Origin of the sequence: Pantoea sp. RIT413 (assembly GCF_003057675.2) — a bacterium.
Taxonomy (GTDB): Bacteria; Pseudomonadota; Gammaproteobacteria; order Enterobacterales; family Enterobacteriaceae; genus Pantoea; species Pantoea eucrina.
The window spans coordinates 430,825-451,255 of record NZ_QBJB02000001.1 but is presented as its reverse complement, the minus strand read 5'-3'; the positions used below and the strand labels follow the sequence as shown (position 1 = coordinate 451,255).

General features: G+C 56.9%; 23 protein-coding genes. 10 read left to right on the top strand and 13 right to left on the bottom strand.

Features of this window, described 5'->3' with window-relative positions; all coding sequences use genetic code 11:
- Complete coding sequence (locus tag DBY66_RS02065; protein ID WP_039384122.1) at positions 1-657, top strand: riboflavin synthase; 657 nt, start codon at positions 1-3, stop codon at positions 655-657.
- 34 nt (positions 658-691) lie between these two features.
- Here DBY66_RS02065 and cfa read toward each other — a convergent pair whose 3' ends face one another.
- A complete protein-coding gene (gene cfa, locus DBY66_RS02060) occupies positions 692-1,840 on the bottom strand; it encodes a cyclopropane fatty acyl phospholipid synthase (protein ID WP_108569282.1) in 1,149 nt (382 codons plus the stop codon).
- Positions 1,841-2,112: 272 nt separating this feature from the next.
- A complete protein-coding gene (gene punC / locus DBY66_RS02055) occupies positions 2,113-3,306 on the bottom strand; it encodes a purine nucleoside transporter PunC (protein WP_039384127.1) in 1,194 nt (397 codons plus the stop codon).
- Between the two features lie 108 nt (positions 3,307-3,414).
- Between punC and punR the strand changes: the two genes are divergently transcribed.
- A complete protein-coding gene (gene punR, locus DBY66_RS02050; RefSeq protein ID WP_108569415.1) occupies positions 3,415-4,326 on the top strand; it encodes a DNA-binding transcriptional activator PunR in 912 nt (303 codons plus the stop codon).
- Here the strand turns inward: punR and purR are convergent.
- Positions 4,323-5,348, bottom strand: a complete 1,026-nt coding sequence (purR, locus tag DBY66_RS02045) for an HTH-type transcriptional repressor PurR (protein WP_108569283.1) — start codon at positions 5,346-5,348, stop codon at positions 4,323-4,325. The two genes, punR and purR, sit on opposite strands and share 4 nt — an antisense overlap.
- 297 nt (positions 5,349-5,645) lie before the next feature.
- Complete coding sequence (locus DBY66_RS02040; RefSeq protein WP_039384133.1) at positions 5,646-6,434, bottom strand: C40 family peptidase; 789 nt, start codon at positions 6,432-6,434, stop codon at positions 5,646-5,648.
- 352 nt (positions 6,435-6,786) lie between these two features.
- Between DBY66_RS02040 and DBY66_RS02035 the strand changes: the two genes are divergently transcribed.
- Positions 6,787-7,119, top strand: coding sequence for a Grx4 family monothiol glutaredoxin (locus tag DBY66_RS02035; RefSeq protein WP_021506217.1), 333 nt, complete (start codon positions 6,787-6,789; stop codon positions 7,117-7,119).
- Positions 7,120-7,157: 38 nt separating this feature from the next.
- Here DBY66_RS02035 and rnt read toward each other — a convergent pair whose 3' ends face one another.
- The 5 genes from rnt to eptA all read right to left on the bottom strand — a co-directional run bounded on the left by rnt (position 7,158) and on the right by eptA (position 11,872).
- Positions 7,158-7,841 (bottom strand): ribonuclease T, encoded by a 684-nt coding sequence (gene rnt, locus DBY66_RS02030; protein WP_039384135.1) that lies wholly within the window; start codon positions 7,839-7,841, stop codon positions 7,158-7,160.
- A 108-nt stretch (positions 7,842-7,949) separates the two neighbouring features.
- Entirely contained in the window at positions 7,950-8,357 is a 408-nt protein-coding gene (gene gloA / locus DBY66_RS02025; RefSeq protein WP_039384137.1) for a lactoylglutathione lyase, read from the bottom strand.
- Between the two features lie 96 nt (positions 8,358-8,453).
- Complete coding sequence (locus tag DBY66_RS02020; RefSeq protein ID WP_108569284.1) at positions 8,454-9,551, bottom strand: alkene reductase; 1,098 nt, start codon at positions 9,549-9,551, stop codon at positions 8,454-8,456.
- A 41-nt stretch (positions 9,552-9,592) separates the two neighbouring features.
- The gene (locus DBY66_RS02015) at positions 9,593-10,195 is read right to left on the bottom strand and encodes a TetR/AcrR family transcriptional regulator (RefSeq protein ID WP_039384141.1); all 603 of its coding nucleotides are present in this window, start codon (positions 10,193-10,195) and stop codon (positions 9,593-9,595) included.
- A gap of 39 nt (positions 10,196-10,234) precedes the next feature.
- Positions 10,235-11,872, bottom strand: a complete 1,638-nt coding sequence (gene eptA, locus DBY66_RS02010) for a phosphoethanolamine transferase EptA (protein ID WP_108569285.1) — start codon at positions 11,870-11,872, stop codon at positions 10,235-10,237.
- 184 nt (positions 11,873-12,056) lie between these two features.
- Here eptA and DBY66_RS02005 point away from each other — a divergent pair, with 184 nt between their 5' ends.
- The 4 genes from DBY66_RS02005 to DBY66_RS01990 all read left to right on the top strand — a co-directional run bounded on the left by DBY66_RS02005 (position 12,057) and on the right by DBY66_RS01990 (position 14,480).
- Entirely contained in the window at positions 12,057-12,326 is a 270-nt protein-coding gene (locus tag DBY66_RS02005; RefSeq protein ID WP_162287178.1) for a DUF1289 domain-containing protein, read from the top strand.
- Positions 12,327-12,390: 64 nt separating this feature from the next.
- Positions 12,391-13,287, top strand: a complete 897-nt coding sequence (locus DBY66_RS02000) for an aldo/keto reductase family oxidoreductase (protein ID WP_094111263.1) — start codon at positions 12,391-12,393, stop codon at positions 13,285-13,287.
- 81 nt (positions 13,288-13,368) lie between these two features.
- Entirely contained in the window at positions 13,369-13,887 is a 519-nt protein-coding gene (gene sodC / locus DBY66_RS01995; RefSeq protein ID WP_094111264.1) for a superoxide dismutase family protein, read from the top strand.
- 125 nt (positions 13,888-14,012) lie between these two features.
- The gene (locus DBY66_RS01990; protein WP_039384148.1) at positions 14,013-14,480 is read left to right on the top strand and encodes a hypothetical protein; all 468 of its coding nucleotides are present in this window, start codon (positions 14,013-14,015) and stop codon (positions 14,478-14,480) included.
- Here DBY66_RS01990 and DBY66_RS01985 read toward each other — a convergent pair whose 3' ends face one another.
- The 3 genes from DBY66_RS01985 to DBY66_RS01975 are packed head-to-tail and all read right to left on the bottom strand — an operon-like array spanning position 14,481 to position 17,586.
- The gene (locus DBY66_RS01985) at positions 14,481-16,478 is read right to left on the bottom strand and encodes an FUSC family protein (RefSeq protein ID WP_108569286.1); all 1,998 of its coding nucleotides are present in this window, start codon (positions 16,476-16,478) and stop codon (positions 14,481-14,483) included. It abuts the gene before it with no gap.
- A 7-nt stretch (positions 16,479-16,485) separates the two neighbouring features.
- Positions 16,486-17,343 carry an HlyD family secretion protein gene (locus DBY66_RS01980; protein ID WP_039384152.1) on the bottom strand — a complete coding sequence of 286 codons (858 nt, stop codon included), beginning with the start codon at positions 17,341-17,343 and terminating at the stop codon, positions 16,486-16,488.
- Between the two features lie 6 nt (positions 17,344-17,349).
- Positions 17,350-17,586: a DUF1656 domain-containing protein gene (locus tag DBY66_RS01975; RefSeq protein ID WP_039384154.1), complete on the bottom strand. Its 237-nt coding sequence runs from the start codon at positions 17,584-17,586 to the stop codon at positions 17,350-17,352.
- Positions 17,587-17,737: 151 nt separating this feature from the next.
- On the opposite strand from DBY66_RS01975, the gene slyA reads away from it, so the two are divergent.
- Positions 17,738-18,175, top strand: a complete 438-nt coding sequence (gene slyA, locus DBY66_RS01970) for a transcriptional regulator SlyA (protein WP_039384157.1) — start codon at positions 17,738-17,740, stop codon at positions 18,173-18,175.
- A gap of 39 nt (positions 18,176-18,214) precedes the next feature.
- Here the strand turns inward: slyA and slyB are convergent, their stop codons facing one another.
- The gene (slyB, locus tag DBY66_RS01965; RefSeq protein ID WP_039384159.1) at positions 18,215-18,682 is read right to left on the bottom strand and encodes an outer membrane lipoprotein SlyB; all 468 of its coding nucleotides are present in this window, start codon (positions 18,680-18,682) and stop codon (positions 18,215-18,217) included.
- A 277-nt stretch (positions 18,683-18,959) separates the two neighbouring features.
- Here slyB and anmK point away from each other — a divergent pair, with 277 nt between their 5' ends.
- Positions 18,960-20,081, top strand: a complete 1,122-nt coding sequence (gene anmK / locus DBY66_RS01960; protein WP_039385830.1) for an anhydro-N-acetylmuramic acid kinase — start codon at positions 18,960-18,962, stop codon at positions 20,079-20,081.
- Between the two features lie 9 nt (positions 20,082-20,090).
- Positions 20,091-20,420 carry an MliC family protein gene (locus tag DBY66_RS01955; RefSeq protein WP_039384161.1) on the top strand — a complete coding sequence of 110 codons (330 nt, stop codon included), beginning with the start codon at positions 20,091-20,093 and terminating at the stop codon, positions 20,418-20,420.
- Positions 20,421-20,431 lie beyond the last annotated feature (11 nt).

Genomic DNA, 20,431 nt, shown 5'->3' with positions numbered 1-20,431 from the left:
ATGTTTACGGGTATTGTGCAGGGCGTGGCGGAAATTGTCGCCATTGAAGAGAAAGAGCTGTTTCGCACTCATACTGTACGTCTTGATGCAGCCCTGCTGCCAGGGCTGGAGCTGGGGGCGTCTGTAGCGCACAACGGCTGCTGCCTGACCGTAACGGCCATCGAAGAGGATCGGGTCAGCTTTGACCTGATTAAAGAGACGCTGCGCATTACCAATCTGGGTGCGCTGCAGGTGGGTGACAGAGTCAATATTGAGCGTGCGGCTAAATTCAGCGATGAAATTGGCGGACACCTGATGTCGGGTCATATTATGACCACTGCTGAAATCTGCAAAATTATTCAGTCGGAAAATAACCGCGAAGTCTGGTTCAGACTGCAGGATGCAGAACAGATAAAATATATTCTGCGCAAAGGCTATATCGGTATTGATGGCATCAGCCTGACGGTCGGCGATGTGACCAAAACCAAATTCTGCGTCCACCTGATCCCGGAAACGCTGGAGCGCACCACGCTGGGAAGCAAAAAGCTGGGGCATAAGGTCAATATCGAAATCGATCCGCAAACGCAGGCGATTGTGGATACCGTTGAGCGCGTTATGGCGCAGCGTGAAGCCGCCCTGATTGCCGCAGCAACAGCGCCGGCCGGACCGGCAGAATAAACTTCAGTAAAGGCGCGCAGCGCGCCTTTTTAACCTAGCGCGCAACGCGCAGCCCGCCTTCATAGCCGCGACTGAACATCACCTGCCACAGCTGAATATCCCGGGCGCGAAAGGCACCAGCACACGCATTGAGATAGTAGCTGAACATACGCTTAAAACGCTCATCATAGCGGGCAGAGAGCTGCGGCCACGCCGCCAAAAAACGCGTATGCCACGCCATAAGCGTGGTGTCATAATCGGTCCCGAAGTTGTGCCAGTCTTCCATAATAAAATAAGGCTCGCTGGCGTCCGCTATCTGTCGCACAGAGGGCAGGCAGCCGTTCGGGAAAATATATTTATCGATCCACGGATCTACCCGCATATCGGTTCTTACCGCCCCGATGGTGTGCAGCAGAAAGAGGCCGCCGGGTTTCAGGTTGCGGTTAACCACCCTGAAGTAGGTCGCATAATTTTTCGGGCCAACGTGCTCAAACATCCCGACGGAAACGATGCGGTCAAACTGCTGCTCAAGGTCGCGATAATCCTGCAGCAGTATCGTGACGTCCAGTCCGGCGCAGCGCTGCTGTGCCATCTTTTGCTGCTCCTGGGAGATAGTGACGCCATATACGCTGACACCGTAGCGGCGGGCAGCAAACTCCGCCAGCCCGCCCCAGCCGCAGCCGATATCCAGCAGAGACATGCCGGGTTCAAGCTGCAGTTTGCGGCAGATCAGATCCAGCTTGGCTTCCTGCGCCGCTTCCAGCGTTTGCGCATGAGGCCAGTAGCCGCAGGAGTACTGCATAAACGGGTCCAGCATCAGGCTGAACAGGTCATTACCCAAATCGTAGTGCGCTCTGCCGACCTGCCAGGCGCGCTTTTTTGATTGCAGATTGGTCAGCCGGGCAGCGGCGATACGCAGCGTATCCTTAAAGTGGTGCGGCAGCTGATGATCGAGATGATGTCTGAGCGCGCGATGAAAAAACATATCCAGTCGTTCACACGTCCACCACCCATCCATGTAACTTTCGCCCAGACCCAGTGAGCCTTCCTGCATCACGCGCTTAAAAAAGCCAGCATGATGAACCTGAATATCCCATGGTCGTGAACCATTAACGCGAATATCTGCCTGTTCAAGTAACTCCCGGGCAATACGAAACCACGGATTCTCTTCGGGAGTGACTGCTTCTGCACATGATGAACTCATAGCTTCTCCATCACCTTGTAAATATGACCTGGGAAACAGAAGGATCTGCATCAGGTCTGTGAAAGAACGCAGGGTGGTGCCGTGCGCAGCTAAACCACATTAACAGAGGTATGAATAGTCCGGACTCACGCAATGCGCAGCGGCCTGGCCGCACGCAGATGCTGTCCCGGAAAGACCGGGAGCGCTGTTATTGTTATGAATGTCAGAAGAGATAGCGACCCGCGGCGCGAATGCGGGCGGATCGCTCTCTGGCAAAATAGCACCAGACCGGCTTATGCGTTGTCTTCGCAGGGATGGGCGATATCGGCTGATTTAGCTGTTGCGCGCTGCCAGACGAAGCCCATCCAGGCGAGCACCACCGTACTTACCATTACCAGCGTAGTGTGATAAAGCGCCTGCTGCAAACCAGCCGAGACAATCAGGCTGGCAAGGAAGCATAAGCCAAGCTGCAGCAGATTCTGTAAACCTGCAGCTTTACCGCTGGCGTGCGGGAACGGCGCCAGCGCGCTGGCAACCACAATCGGATAGATAGCGCCGTTTGCCAGCGCCATACCGCAGAAAGGCAGCAGCAGGCCAAAAAGCGACGGCGCGGGAAGCAGCGCAACGGCAAAGAGGCTCATAATGCTCAGACTGTAAATCAGCAGCAGCCAGGGCAGCAGCTGCGCGCCCTGAAAGCGATTAAGCAGCGCACGACAGCCAAAACCGCCAATAAGGAAGGCAATCGTCTGCGGCACATAGCTGAGCCCGATATCGGCCGGGGTTAAGCCCGCGGCCGCCAGAATAAAGGGTGAACCCGTCAGCCAGGCAAAGAAGCTGGCAGAGCAGGCGGAGTAAATCAGCACGTTGCCGCTGTAGGCGCGGGTAGCGAGCAGCGTCAGCCAGCCAGGCTGATCGCCGCGCGCCGCCTGAGAGATACGCGGCGAGCGAAGTCTGAGGGTACCTGCCAGCAGCACCAGGGTAATCAGCGTCAGCACCAGGAAAATAGTGCGCCAGTGAAAATGACTCATCAGCCAGGCACCCAGCAGCGGAGCCAGAGCAGGAGAGAGCGCCACCAGCGGCATGATAGTGGCAAACACTTTATTGGCCTGCGCTTTAGGGTAGCGATCGATAACCAGCGCCTGCCAGCTCACGGCGGCGGCACAGACGCCCACAGCCTGAATAAAGCGCAGCGCCAGCATCAGCCAGACGTTGTCGGCCCATAGCATGGCCAGACAGCTCAGGGCAAAGATTGAGAGGCCCGCCAGTAAAACCGGTTTGCGGCCAATGCGGTCAGAGAGAAGTCCCCAGCCCACCTGCGCACAGGCAAAGCCCGCCAGAAACAGGCTCAGGCTGGCGCTGATAACACCCGGAGCGGTGGCAAAATCACGCTGCATGTCGCTGAATGCGGGCAGATACATATCCGTGGCGAGAAAGCCGAGCATGCTCAGCAGCGCCAGATAGGGCAGAAATCCTTTAGATGACATCACTATTTTTCTCATTCGGCAGGGAAACGCGAAGGAGTGTAAAAGGGTGCAGTCAGCTTTGTGAAACGCTAATATTTGCAGAGTGCTGTTAAATTTTTTGAAGGCAAAAATATGTGGTCTGAATATGCACTTGAGGTGGCGGATGCCGTCGCCCGCACCGGCAGTTTCAGCGCGGCAGCGCAGGAGCTGCACCGCGTGCCTTCTGCTATCAGCTATACCATCAGGCAGCTGGAGAGCTGGCTTGCCGTGGAGCTGTTTGAACGCCAGCATCGGGAGGTGGTCCTGACGCCGGCCGGCGAGCATTTTGTGCGAGAAGGCCGCTCTGTTATCAAAAAAATGCTGGCAACGCGACGCCAGTGTCAGCAGCTGGCCAACGGCTGGCGCGGCCAGCTCACTATTGCCGTTGACTGTATCGTCAAGCCGCAGCGCACGCGCCAGCTGGTGAAAGATTTCTATCGCCACTTTCCCGATATGGAGCTGATCATCAGCTATGAAGTGTTTAACGGCGTATGGGATGCGCTGGCCGATGGCCGGGTTGACGTAGCCATCGGCGCCACGCAGGCGATCCCGGTTGGCGGACGCTTTGCTTTTCAGGATATGGGCGCCCTTAACTGGCGCTGCGTGGTCAGTCCGGATCATCCACTGGCGCAGAGCGCGCATCCTGACGAAGAGGCGCTGCGCGCCTGGCCGTCGCTGGTGCTGGAAGATACGTCGCGCGCGCTGCCGCGCCGTATGACCTGGACGCTGGATAATCAGCGCCGGCTGGTGGTGCCGGAGTGGGAAACCGGAATCGACTGCCTGCAGGCTGGCCTGTGCGTGGGGATGATCCCGGGACATCTGGCGCGGCCGCTACTGGATAGCGGCGCGCTGGTGGAGCTGATATTACCGCAGCCCTTTCCGGAGAGTCCCTGCTGCGTCAGCTGGGCCGAGCAGCGGGCGTCGCCAGCGCTGATCTGGCTGCTGGAATACCTGGGGGATGCTGAGACGCTAAACCATGAGTGGCTCAGCGAGCGCCGCGCTTAGCGGCGATAGTCGCGAAACGGACCATCCCCGACGGAGCGACGCTCAATCAGACTGGGCTGAACTTCAATTGTTTGCGGCTCTTCACGTTTACTGGTAATGCGGTCCAGCAGCATCTCCAGCGCTTTCTCACCCAGCTGAGCTTTGGGCTGATGCACCGTCGTCAGCGCCGGCGTAAAGTAGCGGGCGTTGCGCACATTATCATAGCCGATCACCGAAATATCCTGCGGTACGCGCAGGCCCATCTCATCAGCAGCGCAGATGGCGCCCATTGCCATAATATCGCCGCCGCAGAACACAGCGGTAGGCCGCTGCTTCTGGCTCAGGATCTGCTGCATCGCCTGATAACCCGACTCCGGCTCAAAATCGCCCTGTACGATCCACTCCGCACGCACCGCGATCCCCGCTTCCTGCATCGCCTGCAGGAAGCCGGCGTGCCGTCCGCCACCGGTATTGCGCTCCAGCTGGCCCGGAATAGCGCCAATATCGCGATGACCCCGCTCGATCAGGTAACGGCCGGCCAGATAGCCGCCCTGAAAGGCGTTATCCTGCACGGTATCGGTAAAATCACCGCGGGAAGCGCCCCAGTCCATGACCACCATCGGAATATTGCGATTATCTTCCAGCATCTGAAGCAGATCGTCCGGATACTCAGAGCACATCACCAGCAGGCCATCTACCCGCTTTTGCGCCATCATCGACAGATAGGCGCGCTGTTTTTGCAGGTCATTGTGCGCATTGCCCAGAATCAGCGTATAGCCCTGAGCGAAGCAGTGGTTTTCAATCGCTTCAATGATTTCAGCAAAGTAGGGGGCTTCGCTGGATGTCGCCAGCAGACCCAATGTTTTCGTGTGATTAACCTTCAGGCTGCGCGCCACGGCGCTGGGAGAGTAGTGCAGCGCTTTAATCGCCTCCCACACGGCATTACGCGTCTCTTCAGCGACAAAGCGCGTTTTATTGATGACGTGCGAAACCGTGGTCGTTGATACGCCAGCGCGTTTTGCCACATCTTTAATTGTTGCCATGAAAATGAACCTCTTAAACCTATCGCAACTTTATGATAAGTATAGTGTTAAACGTTTGCGTCTGCGCAGGGTTTTCTGCCCGGTTTCAGCATAAAAATGGCTGATTTAAGGCGAGTAATTAACCGTAACAGATAATGACAGCAGCGTGCGCAAAAGGTGTTGCGCAACGAAAGGCGGCGATTCTAGCAAGGTGAGGGGCATAAAACGAGATTTTTACCTGAGGTCAGGCGAAAATATTTAGATTACGGCAGCCGGTATGTGTTCAGGCCAAAACGCGCGCGGCGTGTTGCGCAACCGCTAACGAATGGTTTTAGGTGTCATCATGCGGCGTGCGCCAACATAGTGCTTCTGCCAGTAATCTTCACCCAGCGCGCTGATCTGAATATCCTTGCCGGTACGCGGCGACTGAATAAATTTGCCGTTACCCAGATAAACGCCAACATGATCGGCTGTACCGCGATTATTGATGCGGAAAAACACCAGATCCCCTTTCTCCAGCATTTCGCGCTTGATGGGAGCGGCATCGCGCAGATGATACATTTCGTTGGCCGTGCGCGGCAGTTTGAAACGGACCAGATCTTTGTAGGCGTACCAGACCAGGCCACTGCAATCGAATCCGGTAAGCGGAGAGGTGCCACCCCACTGATAAGGTTTGCCCAGCTGGCCCATAAGTTTAGTCATGGCGGTTTCACGCGCCTTCTGGTAGCGCAGACGGTGGGATTTGCTGAGCCTGATACCGGTCAGCGCATCGGTACTCTCTTCCGCGGCCGCTATTTTCCGGCTGGTACGCTGATGACCATATTTTTTGCTGGCGGAGAGGGCGGGCGCTTTTTTACGGGCGGTACGGGAGGTCGCAGGCGGTTCTGCGTGCAGGCTTTTTTTCGATTTAACTTTTTGTACGGGCGTGACGCGTGTTTTTTTAGCCGAGGTTTTAACCGGACGTCGTTTGCGGCGCTCATCGTCGCGCGCACTCTTTTTCTCCGCTTTCTGCAGGCTGGCGTTAACCGGCTTGTGCGGTGAAGCAGCGGCCACGTTAAAAAACAGCTGAGCAAAAGCCAGTATGAAAAGCGTAATCAGTAAACGCATAGTCCGGTTACAGGTTCGGCAGGCTGCAGAAGCAGACCGCGGCAATATTAGAAAATTCTGATCAGCGATCAGCGCCGGATTGATTCTAATCCACTTTTTTTACAAAAGGTAAGGTCTTTTTTATTAAATCCATCAACACAAGGGCTGTGCAGCAAAAATGAGCGGTTTCAGGCGGTTAACGCAGCATATTTATTGCTAATCGTGTATTAATACACACTTCGTCATACGCCCGTGGCGGCAAACTTAACAAACATGGCGATTCATGCCGCAGCGAGGCAAATTCCCGATTTCAGTCGCGGGATGAAGTCGCTACAATAAACAAACACGAAGTGAAGAATTAAGGAAGGCAAAAATGAGTACTGTTGAAAAAATTCAGCGCCAGATCGCAGAAAACCCGATCCTGCTGTATATGAAAGGATCGCCAAAACTGCCAAGCTGCGGCTTCTCAGCTCAGGCTGTTCAGGCGCTCTCTGCCTGTGGCGAACGCTTCGCGTATGTTGATATCCTGCAGAATCCTGATATCCGTGCTGAACTGCCAAAATACGCTAACTGGCCAACCTTCCCGCAGCTGTGGGTGGATGGGGAGCTGGTCGGCGGCTGCGACATCATCGTTGAGATGTTCCAGCGCGGTGAACTTCAGCCGCTGATCAAAGAAACCGCTGAGAAACACAAAGAAGCGGAATAAATTAAAAGGCCGGCGCTGTGCCGGCCTTTTTCATTCTCTTACTCTGCCGCGCTTTCGCCTGACGCTTCGCTCTCTGCCTCAGCGTCATTTAGCGCCAGCGGCCAGCCACCTAAACGTTTCCAGCGGTTTACCAGCTCGCAAAACAGCATTGCCGTCTGCTCTGTATCATAAAGCGCCGAGTGCGCCTGCGTGCTGTCAAAATCGATACCTGCCGCCTTGCACGCTTTTGCCAGCACCGTCTGTCCCAGCACCAGCCCGCTCAGCGCCGCCGTATCAAAGGTGGCAAACGGATGAAAGGGGTTGCGTTTCAGGCTGGCGCGCTCAGCCGCCGCCGTAACGAAGCTGTGATCAAAGTTGGCATTATGCGCCACAATAATCGCCCGGTTGCAGCCGCTCTCTTTAAGCCCTTTGCGCACCTGTTTAAAGATGGCGTGCAGCGCTTCATATTCGCTCACTGCGCCGCGCAGCGGGTTCGCAGGATCGATACCGGTAAACGCCAGCGCTTCAGGATGAAGAAGGGCACCTGCAAAGGGTTCAATGTGAAAATGCTGGGTTTCGTCACGCTGCAGCCAGCCATCCTCATCCATTTTCAGGGTCGTGGCGGCAATCTCCAGCAGCGCATCAGTCTGCGCATTAAAACCGGCGGTTTCGACATCGATAACTACCGGATAAAAGCCGCGAAAGCGTTGGTTAAGGGCGTTCTGGGCGTTCGATTCAGACATCAGGATCTCATAGCAGTGAAAAGGGCAGCGCGCATTATGGCAAAAAAGGCGGGAGGGTGCAGCAGATGAGAAAAACCAGCCCGCAAATTTGCGGGCTGGCGTCAGGCATCAGTTACCAAGGCCATTACCGGCATGCTTGTTTTCAATCAGCTCAATTTTATAGCCATCGGGATCTTCAACAAACGCAATAATCGTGCTGCCACCTTTAACCGGGCCCGCCTCACGGGTTACGTTGCCGCCCGCGCTACGGATGCGCTCGCAGGTTGCGGCGACATCGTCTACGCCCAGCGCGATGTGACCATAGGCGTTCCCAAGGTCATATTTTTCCGTACCCCAGTTATAGGTCAGCTCAATGACCGCACCTTCGCTCTCTTCGGTGTAGCCAACAAATGCCAGAGTATATTTATATTCTGCATTTTCACTCTGACGCAGCACGCGCATACCCAGTACGCGGGTATAGAAGTCAATTGAGCGTTGCAGATCGCCAACGCGTAACATGGTGTGAAGTAAACGCATAACATCCTCTTTTTTAACATGGTCAGATTTTGACGCAGAAACAGTACAAGTATAGCGGGTGACGGGGCTGCCGCATCGTTATGCGGCAGCTGCCGGTTACAGCGTCGGGTAGTCGATGTAACCTTCCGCACCGCCGCCGTAGAAACTCTCCGGGCGCTGCGGGTTAAGCGGAGCATCCTGCTGCAGGCGGGCAACCAGGTCCGGGTTGGCAATAAAGTCGCGGCCAAACGCCACGGCATCAATCAGGCCGCGCGCGATCAAATCATCCGCTTTTTCCACGCTGTAGGCGCCGGCACCGATGATCACACCGGGGAAAGCCGTGCGGACTTTTTCGCGGAACGCATCAGTGTAAGGTTTGCCACCCGCCCAGTCTGGCTCAGAAAGGTGCAGATAGGCCAGGCCGCGTTTGCCCAGTTCACTGATATACCAGAGCGCAGCTTCCTCTTCGTCCGGGCCATTTTCCAGGTTCTGGAACGCCCCGACAGGTGAAACGCGGATCCCGACGCGATCGGCAGACCAGTTGGCGATCGCTGCATCCACAACTTCCAGCGCAAAGCGGCCGCGCTTTTCAATCGAGCCGCCATACTCGTCGTCGCGCTTGTTTGAGTCAGGCGACAGGAACTGGTGCATCAGATAGCCGTGCGCTGAGTGCAGCTCAAGCAGGTCAAAGCCAGCCTCGCGGGCATTGGCTGCAGCCTGGCCGAAATCCTGCACAATCTGTTTAATTTCATCGACGGTCAGTTCGCGCGGCACGGAGGTCTCTTCGCGATACACGCTGCCGTCAGCGGCGCGCAGCGAGGTACGGGTACCGGCTGGCAGGGCAGAAGGCGCAACCGGTGCATTGCCTTCTGGCTGCACGCTGTAATGTGAAATGCGGCCGGTATGCCACAGCTGGACCGCAACGTGGCCCTGAGCAGCGTGAATGCCTTCGTTGATCATCTTCCATGCATCAATCTGCTGCTGCGTATGCAGGCCTGGTGCGCCCGCATAGCCTTTAGCCTGAAAAGAGACCTGCGTCGCTTCAGTAATAATCAGGCCCGCTCCGGCACGCTGCTGGTAGTACTCAGCCATCATCGGCGTGGGAACATCACCCGGCTCAATGCTGCGCAGCCGCGTCAGCGGTGCCATGAATATGCGGTTAGGAACGGTAACTGCACCCACTTTCAGCGGGGAAAATAGCTGTTTGCTCGCCATAGTAATTCCTCTATTAGACCGGTCGTCTATAAACATCTGTTTTAAAAATGCGGGCCGTTAAGCCACTGTTCGATAGTGCTGAGTGCCAGATTAATCGGATCTGGTTCGCGGGAAATTTTGCTCTGCAGACTGGCGCCCAGCCAGAGCAGATAGCAACGCTGCGCAAGCTGCACCGGAGTCTGATTAAATAGCAGCGGCTGTTCAGCCGCAGCCTCGGTCAGGCAGTGTGCGTAAGCGGCAATAATGGCGCTGGCGCCGCGCTGCAGCGCATCGCGCATCGGCTCTGAGAGATCGCATACCTCAGCCGACAGCTTGACGCCCAGGCAGCCCATAATAAGCCCCTGCTCAGCAAACAGCTGCCGGCCTGAACGAAAATGCGCCAGCAGCCGCTGACGTGCAGGCAGGGATGGCAGCGTCAGCTGCTGATTGATCTGCTGCAGATAATTGACGAAATAGCGCTCCAGCAGCGCAACGCCAAACGCCTCTTTAGAGCGGAAATAGTAATAGAAGGACCCTTTCGGCACGGCCGCCAGCGTGAGTACTTCGTTAAGTCCCATTCCGGTAAAGCCGCGCTGCAGACAAACCTGCTCGCCGGTAGCGAGCAGGTGTTCACGGGTTTCATTACGTTGCACACTTTTATTCATGAGCAAAAGCCTAGTAGACCAGTCGGTCTAATGCAAGCGTCAGCTTTTCTGCTGGCACGATTTGATCATATCCAGCTGCGGCTGATAAACCTGCATCCGGATGTCAAACAGGCCCAGCAGCGTATGAAACAGGTTATCCTGGGAGACCGGTTGCGTTGCGGCCTGCCGCCGCAGACAGCTTTCATCCAGATGAAACGCGCTGGCATAGCCGGGTGAGAACCACATCAGCAGCGGAATATGCGTCTGCTGTGACGGGGCGAGCATCCAGGGCGCGCCGTGCAGGTACATACCGTGTTCGCCCAGCGACTCACCATGATCCGAAAGATAAACCAGCGCCACGTTAAAGCGGTCGCTCAGCGCTTTTAGCTTGTCGATAGTCTGGCTAAGCATGCTGTCGGTATAAAGCAGGGTATTGTCATAGGTGTTGACCAGCGCCTGCGGATCGCAATCCTGAATCTGATTACTGTCACAGGTGGGTGTAAAACGACGGAACGCAGCCGGATAGCGCAGATAGTAGGCCGGGCCGTGGCTTCCCATCTGATGCAGCACGATCACGCTGTCGTTATGTAAACTGTCAACGTAGTTATCGAAGCGGTGCAGCAGCACGTCATCGAGGCAGAATCCGCTATGGCAGTATTGCGGTAACGACCACTGCGTCATGTCAGTATGCGGCACGCGGTCGCAGGCGCCTTTACAGCCACCATCATTCTCGCGCCACAATACGCTGACTCCGGCGTGCGCCAGCACATCCAGTACGCCCTCCTGGTGATGTGCCAGGTCAGCATCGTAATGCTCGCGCGGCATCACCGAGAACATGCAGGGTACAGAAACCGCCGTCTCGGTGCCGCAGGAGGTCGCATGCGGATAGTAAATCACCTGCTGCTTCTGCAGCTCCGGATTGGTCTGGCGCGCATAGCCGCCCAGCGAAAAGTTCTCCGCGCGTGCCGTTTCTCCCACAACCAGCACCACCAGGGTTTTTTTAGCTGCCTGCGCGATCAGCGGGCCTTTGCGGGCATCCTGCCCGATTTTAATCAGCGCCTGGCTGCCCTGCAGATAGCGCTTATCGACATAATGGCCAGCACCGCTAATCACATTGGCTGGCGTGATCATTTTTACCAGCCCTTTGTTGTTACGGATCAGCGACGCATAATCTTTGTAGAACAGGGCAGCCATCAGCAGGATCACCAGCAGCGCCCCCAGCGCTCCCGCCAGCCGCTGCAGGATGCTCCACCACCAGCGCTGACTGCGCCTGACGCGCACGAAGGCGATAAGCAGCACCGGCAGCAACCCCATCAGCAGCATCCAGACCAGCCAGCGCGGGCTTACCAGCGCACTCGCCTCCTGTACGCTGGATTCAAAGACGTTGGCCACCATATTGGTGTCGATTACCGTCCCAAAGCTGAACATAAAGTAGCTGGCTGCTGCACTGATCAGTACCAGTACGATCAGCAGTGGCTTGCGAACCCATGGCCAGGCAAACAGGCAAAACAGAAGATAAAATGCGGCCGTCAGCACGACCGGCATGCTGGCAGCAAAAAGGTAGTCGTGCAGACGGGTATAGGTGATGATTTTCCACGCCTGTTGCAGAAACAGCGCGTTCAGAATCAGCGCGAACAGCAGGGCAGCCAGCAGATTAAACCGGTTTTCGTGACACTGTAACTTAATGGCAGGTTTCATTGAGGTTCATTATCAAGTCAGAATGGACGCACAGTAGAGAAGAAATCTGAGGATAACCTTAAACGCACTTCAGATGACGTTATTGTTAAAGTTAAATAACACTTATTGATTAGATCAGAGAGCCGGGCAGGCACGCTTTCTTTTAGCACCGCAGCTTGCAGTTCACGCGGAAACTGTTATCACTATGTTATCCAGTAGCGAATCAGAGGCAGATGTGGCTGAACAACTCGAGTTTTTCCCGGTACCCAGCCCCTGTCGCGGCATCTGTCAGACCGATGCGCGCGGCTATTGTCGCGGCTGCCTGCGAAGTCGTGAAGAGCGTTTTAACTGGATGCGCTTCAGCGATGCGCAGAAGCGTGAAGTGCTAAGGCTGTGCCGGCAGCGCTATCTGCGCCTGCAGCGTCAGCAAAAACCGGATGCGGATCAGGATCCGCAGCAGCCCTCGCTGTTTTAAACGCCGCTTCTGTCCTCATTTCGTTATACTCCCTTTTTTAACATTCAATGCAGGGAGTTTTGTTATGTTACAACCACAGGCTATCTCCCCTCAGGGGCCGGCGTTCTCTCCTCTGGTGGTCGGCTACTGGCGGTTAATGGAGTGGGGGATGACACCACAGCAGCTGGTCTCATTCATTGAGTATCATCTCTCCCTCGGGCTGACCACGGTCGATCATGCGGATATCTACGGTGACTATCAGTGCGAGGCGGCGTTTGGCGCTGCGCTGCGCCTGGCGCCACAGCTGCGCGAACAGCTGCAGATTGTGACTAAGTGCGGCATCGCAACGCGGGCCAAACCTGAGCATCAGATCGGACACTACATCACCGATGCCAGCCACATTCTTCGCAGTGCGGAAAACTCGCTCACGCATTTTGCGACTGACTACCTCGACCTGCTGCTGATCCATCGTCCCGATCCGCTAATGGATGCCGATGAAGTGGCCGAAGCGTTTATGCAGCTGCACCAGAGCGGTAAAGTGCGTCATTTTGGCGTCTCAAATTTTACCCCGGCGCAGTTTTCGCTGCTGCAGTCGCGCCTGCCGTTTACGCTGGTGACCAACCAGCTGGAGATCTCGCCGCTGGAGCAGACCGCGCTGCTGGATGGCACGCTCGATCAGTGTCAGCAGGCGCGGATGCGTCCTATGGCGTGGTCCTGCCTCGGCGGCGGCCGTCTGTTCAGCGATCCACACTACCAGCCGCTGCGCGACGAGCTGAGCCAGGTTCAGCAGGAGATCGGTGCGGCCACGATTGAGCAGGTGGTCTATGCCTGGATTATGATGCTGCCATCCCGGCCACTGCCGATCATCGGCTCCGGTAAAACCGGCCGCATCGGTCAGGCGGCAGAGGCGGCTGCGCTGACGCTTAATCGCCAGCAGTGGTTCCGTATCCGTAAAGCCGCGCTCGGCTACGATGTGCCCTGAAGCGTAAAGCTTCGTCAAACTGCAGCAGCGCGGGCAAAAAGCGTCCAGACTTATCGGGTCTATCAACCGTAAGGAGACGTTATGAAAAGAACGCTTATTGCTCTTATTACGCTGGCCTGTTCGGCCGGTGCCAGCGCTGCTTCTCAGGAGGTCACGCTGCATCAGGTTTCCGCCCAGGGCGTCGGCGAGGCCGTGGGTAAAGTGACCATTACGGAAACGGACTACGGTTTGCAATTTACCCCGGCGTTATCCGGTATGAAACCGGGCATCCATGGTTTCCATGTGCATGCTAAAGGCAGCTGTGAACCTGGCGAGTCGCAGGGGAAAACCGTGGCAGCCGGCGCTGCAGGTGGCCATCTTGATCCGCAGAACAGCGGCAAACATCTCGGTCCTTATGCCGACGGGCACCTCGGCGATCTGCCGGCCCTCTATGTTACAGATGACGGCAAAGCCAGCTATCCGGTGGTTGCGCCGCGTCTGAAATCGCTCAGTGATATTAAAGGTAAGGCGCTGATGGTTCACGTGGGCGGTGATAACCATGCCGATCATCCTGAACCGCTGGGAGGCGGAGGGGCGCGTCTTGCCTGTGGCGTAATCTGATCAACCGCGGGTAGCGCAGCAAGGGCTGCCCGCTGCAATAAAATTCTGACACCGTTTAATGCTACTCAGGACGATTATTCCGCTCTATCATAGCGATACAGTCAGGGAACCACTCAGGGGCAGGAATGAAAAGCTTAGGGATAGTGCTGCTGGCACTGTTACTTGCAGGGTGCGATCGGCCCAGGGATACGCAGCTGCGTCTCGACGCCAGCCGTCAGCTGCAGCGCAATATAGATACCAGTCCGCTGCGCGCCAGCTGCGAGCATATCGCCCGCGGCCGGGAGTGGCTGACGCCGCACAGCGTGCAGCAGCTGGAAAAGCACCATTGCCAGAACGTGCTGCGTAGCGCCAGCGAAACCAATTTCCTCAATACGGCGATCTATACGCAGACTATCCCGGTGGTCTGCGGCTCAATTCAGGGGCGCAGCTTTACCGGAACCACGCTGACCCGCCGCTTTATCTACTCTTATGATGAAAAAGCGCTGGTGATCAGGCCGGAGAGCGAACAGGATAAAAGCCGGTTTGAAGATCGTAAAACGCTGGCGCAGCTGCAAACCGATTTTCAGAATCAGTGGGCAAAATATTGCCGGTAATTACTCCGGCAGCGCCTGCTGCAGCTGAGCCAGCGCACAGCGAAGCTGCCATAACATGCCTGCCAGCGTATTCGCTTCACCGCTGACCTCTGAACCGGGCCGGGATATCTGTTTATCAAGCGCCTGCAGCGTCTGCTCCAGGGCGCGATGCTGCACGCCGCGCCGGCTCATGATCGGGTGCAGATCCTGAATACTCTGGTCGCGCAGCTGCGCCAGCGCGCTATCCGCAGGCTGCCACTGGCGCAGCTGCCAGACAATATGCGAGCAGTTCAGCAGAACAACGCCCCAGCGCAGCAGCCAGAGACGGGCCTGCGCATCGTGGCTCTGCGTCAGCTGGCCGATATGGTGATAGATATGTGATTCAAAACGATATTCGCTCAGGCGTGGTCGTCTGCGCAGCTGGTCGAGAAAAGCGTAACGAATAGCGTGGATATAACGGCGGCTGCGGCGCATATCAGAACCCGGCCGCAGCAGCTGAAAGGCCATCCACGCCAGCAACACGCCGCACACCTTTGCCAGGTTGTCATTAATAAAACGCTGAAAATCCCACTCAGGCGGATTGGTGACGGCGATAAACGATCCCATGAACACAATGAACTGCCCCCACAGCGCCGCCCGTTTTTTCTGCTGTAACCTGAAGAGCTGCAGCGTCAGCAGTAGCGGAAAAAGCACGGCTAAAAACCCGCCCAGCGCATTGATCTGCACCATCAATCCATACTGAAACAGAAAACTGAACAGCGACAGCCAGAGCAGAGTACGCAGCAGCAGCAGAACGCTGCCGCCGGGCGAAGGGGCTGAGGCGTAAAGTACGCTGGCGATAGCCGTCAGCGTCAGCGCTGCGGCACCCGATTCCCAGCGGGTAACAATCCAGAAAGCACAGCCCAGCATAATAACGGTAAACGTGCGCAGGGCGCTCCAGGCCGCCTCAACGCTGTCAGCTTCACGCGACAGTGCCGGAACGCGCGGTGGCTGAAAACGGACGCCGGTTTCGGGGTGCTGCAGCAGACGGATCCAGCGCTGCACGTCCAGCCAGAGGCGGCAGAAGGTATGCAGACGCGTGACAAAAGCGCGCTGACGAAAATCACCGCTGTCAGGCGGCGTCACGCGGCTCAGGATACGCGCGATGCAATATTTATCGCACTGCGGCCGGGTAAGCTGCTCCAGCACCTGCGCTAATGCCTCCTGCACGTCGTCCGGTGCATCGGGCCAGTTGAGCAGCATACGGCGCAGGCCTGAGAGCATGCTGGTCAGCCGCAGCTGCTGGTGGAGCACATAGTTCAGCACGCTATTCTGCCGGCGGTAGCGGTAATGGCTCCAGAATGCCTGAATGCGCAGCAGATTCATGGTCAGAATTTCACTGATAACCTGCTCATGAGCAAGATGGGCTGTTTCGCCGCGCTCCTGCAGCAGCAAACGTGCGTGCTGCAGCAGACGCTGATGCATCTGCTGCAGCGAGCGCATCAGATGGCTGCCATCTGAGGTAGCGGGCAGCAGCATCAGCATTATGCCCGCACAGAGAATACCGGTGATGACTTCACAGACGCGCGCCTGGGTAATCGTCCAGAGCTCAGCCGTGTCGCTGACGTTAACGCTGCTGAACGCGATGATAGCGGCGGTGTAGCCAGCGAGGGAAAAAGCGTAAGCGACATTGTTTTGATAATGGCTGGCGATCCAGGTGCAGAGCGCCAGCCAGCTGGCCATAAAAAAAGCAAACAGCCATGGCTCATTTAGCGTGTGACCGGCAATCAGCAGCGCGGCGAGCGCGCCGGTAAGGCTGCCGGCGATCCGCCCCAGGCTTTTACTGATTGCACCCCCCAGTCCGGGAAAGCTCACGACCGCCGCCGACGTCATCGCCCAGTAGGGCTCATCCAGCTGCAGCAGATACGCCATAGTCAGGGCCAGGCACATCGCCAGGCTAATGCGCAGGGCGCTCCGCCATTCACCGCGTGTGGCTCTGATCCAGGGCAGGTTATGCCACGCCAGCCAGTGCAGTTTCATGCTCGCCTCAGTGCGCAACAGAGATGGTACAGGTGGTGCCCGCAACCAGCCGGACATTAGCGGGCAGCTGCGTCAGCCGGATACGTACCGGTACCCGCTGCGCCAGCCGCACCCAGGGAACATTGGGTTTGATATCCGGCACCAGGCCGCTGTCGGTCGCTACGCTCTGGTCGTAGATAGCGCTGCCGATACTTTCTACTTCTCCCTGCAGCCGGGTGCCATCGCTATAGAGCGCAATTCGCGCTGCGGCACCAGGCTGGATATGGCGCAGTTTAGTCTCTTCAAAATAGCCCACGACATACCATGAATGACTGTCAACCAGTGCAAACAGCGGTGTTCCCGCCGTCGCATAGTTGCCAGGACGCAGCGTCAGATTGGTTATCCAGCCATCGGTGGGAGCCGTCAGTGTGGTCTGCTGCAGATTCCAGCGCGCCTGATCCAGCGTCGCCTGCGCCGCTTTCTCCGTAGCGGCAGCCGCTTCAGCGGTTAGCTGAGCGATATCCCGATCTTCTGCTGAAATAACATTACGCGGCAGTTCTGCCCGCCGCCGCGCTTCATGCTGCGCTTTTGCCAGATCGCTCTGTGCTTTCGCCAGCTGTGCTTCAGCGCTCGCTACCGCGATTTGCCACGGTTTTGCATCAAGCTCAAGCAGCACGTCGCCTTTGTGTACGCGCTGATTGTCCCGCACCCGCAGCTGAGTAATGCGGCCGGAGATCTCAGGCGTCACATCAACCAGTTCAGCGCGCACTTTGCCGTCGCGTGTCCAGGGCGCCTGCATGTAGGTATTCCACATCCACCAGGCGGCCAGCAGCGCCAGCGCAAAAACAATCAGGGTCGAGAAATATTTCAGGGGATTAAAGGTCATGGTCGGTTATCCATATTGCACCAGCCACAGCGCGGCTGACACGCAAAGCACAAACAGTGAGAGATCCAGCAGAGTGGGGTGCCAGATATCACCGGCATAGAGCCGGTCGCGCAGCAGAGGATGGATCAGCAGCCAGAAAAAAAAGCCGAGCAGCACGGCCTTAAACAGCGGCGGAAACAGCAGTGAGGCACCAAAGACCAGATCGGTCAGGGGCGCTGCTGCAGGAAAATCAGGGGTGGGCATGTGTCATCATCCTTTGTTGACTCAGGCAATGTCATGATAAGCGTAGCGATATCCACTACGTCTGGCCTGCTATTTGTATTTTGTCCTGTAAACTCGCAAAATAGTGTAAAATCTGGCTTGATAGCTAGCAAGCTAATTATAAGGAGATGAAATGGATACGCCACTTGGAACCGACCTGTCGCGCCTGGTGCGCATCTGGCGCGCGTTAATCGATCAGCGCCTGAAGCCGCTGGAGCTGACACAAACGCACTGGGTGACTTTGCATAATATTCATCAACTTCCGCCAGAACAGTCGCAGATCCAGCTGGCTAAAGCGATCGGTATTGAGCAGCCTTCGCTGGTGCGCACGCTGGATCAGCTGGAAGAGAAGGGACTGATCACCCGCTCCACCTGCGCAAACGATCGGCGGGCGAAACGCATCAGGCTGACCAAAGAAGCCGCACCGATTATCGGGCAGGTAGAGCACGTTATTGATGCAACCCGCGACGATATCCTGGCTGGCATCAGCGCCGAGGAGATCAATCAGATGGTCACGCTGATTGCGCGGCTTGAGAAAAATATTCTCGAATTACAGCATCGCGAAAAATAAAAAACCGACGCCAGGCGTCGGTTTTTTTGCGCGTCAGAGTTAGCGCGGAGAGACTGTGACCTGGCTGCCGTTAGAGGCCAGTACCACGCGCTGGCCTGGTGAGTAGCGGCTCGCATCCTGCTTCTGCACGACCATGATGGTATTACCATCGTCTTTGCGGATTTCCAGCTCAACGCCGTTAGATTTGTTAACGGCACCCTGTACGCCCTGGCCCGCAACGCCGCCCAGTACCGCACCGCCCGCCGTCGCCAGGCTGCGACCTGCACCACCACCGATGGTGTTACCCAGGAAACCACCCAGCACCGCACCGCCAATTGCACCAATGACATTGCTGTCATCGCCACCCTGAATCTTAACCGGGCGCACTGACACCAGCGTGCCGTATGACACATTTTGGACCTGCTTGGCTTCACTGGCGCTGTAAACATCGCCTGAGAGGGTGTCATTGCTGACACAGCCTGCCAGCGTTACACCAGCGAGGGCCACGGCTATGAAACGCTTAATCATCAGAAAGCTCCTTTATAAAAAACGCCATGTTCTCATCCTGCTCTGCACAGAGTATAAGACAGAAAGTGACGCATGGATGCCATGCCGCACAATCAGTACCAGAGTCGCAGCATAAAGTATGCCTCATCAACAAAAATTCAATCCGCCGGTAAAAATATTTCTGCTCTGCTGCACTGCGCATGGCAGAGTGAAAAGCAGAAAGTTATCATCATATTAGAAAGGCGGCATCAGCAGAGTGCCGGCGCCGGCGCCCGCCGGATAACGAGGAGCTATCGTGATAAAGTCAGGACGCTATATAGGAGTGATGTCAGGCACCAGTCTGGATGGCGTGGACGTGGTGCTGGCGGCGATCGACCGTCACATGGTGGCGCAGCAGGCGAGCTACTGTCACCCGTTTCCGCCCGCACTGCGGCAGCGGGTACTGGCTATATGCCAGGGACAGCCGCTGACGCTGTCGCAGCTCGGGCAGCTGGACACCGAGCTGGGTAAGCTGTTTGCTGAAGCGGTGGTCACCCTGATGCGTCAGCAGGCGCTGGAAGCCGATGACATTGTGGCCATCGGCTGCCACGGTCAGACCGTCTGGCATGAACCCGGCAGCTTCGCCCCTAATACGCTGCAGATTGGCGATAATAACCAGATTGCCGCCGCCACCGGCGTGACCGTAGTCGGCGATTTTCGCCGGCGCGATATGGCGCTGGGCGGGCAGGGTGCGCCGCTGGTGCCTGCGTTTCATCAGGCGCTGCTCATGGACAGCAGTGAACGCCGCATGGTGCTGAATATTGGCGGCATCGCTAACCTGTCGCTGCTGATCCCGGGGCAGCCGGTGCGGGGCTTTGATACCGGACCCGGCAATATGCTGATTGATGCCTGGATCTGGCGTCATCAGGGGGTAAGCTACGATCATAACGGGACCTGGGCCGCCAGCGGGCAGGTGGTACCCGCGCTGCTGGAGCAGATGCTGAACGATCCCTGGTTTGCGCTGCCGCCGCCGAAAAGCACCGGGCGTGAGTACTTTAATCCTGACTGGATAGAGCGTCAGCTACAGGCTTTTCCTGCGCTGGCACCGGAGGATGTGCAGGCTACGCTAAGCGAACTGACGGCGCTGACAATTGCACAGCAGATCCAGCTCAGTAACGGCTGTGACCGTCTGCTGGTGTGCGGCGGAGGTGGCCGCAATCCGCTGCTCATGGCGCGGCTCGCGGCGCATCTTCCCGGCACCGAGGTGACCACTACCGATGCCGCGGGCGTCAGCGGCGATGATATGGAAGCGCTGGCCTTTGCCTGGCTGGCGTTCCGGACCCTCTCTGGCCTGCCAGGCAATCTGCCTGCGGTCACCGGGGCGCGTGAAATGAGCGTGCTGGGTGCTATCTATCCGGCAAATAGCCGGCCGACACGATAAGGAGAAGTAATGAAGAGATATATGCTGGCAGCGGGCTGCCTGGCACTGAGCGGCTGCGGTATGCTGCAGAAGCCGGCCCCGCAGCCCGAAACGCTGCACTACCAGTGCGGCACGCTGCCGCTGACGGTCACGCTGGATAACAGCAAAGAAGAGGTCAGCTTTATTCTTGATGGCAAGCCGCTGACGCTGAAACAGACCGTCTCCGCGTCGGGCGCGCGCTACAGTGACGACCACTACGTTTTCTGGTCGAAAGGCAACAGCGCTTTTGTTGAGCGCAATGACAGAATCATTATCAACGACTGCGAACTGCAGGACGCGGCGAACACCAACCGGTCTTAATACGATTAAGA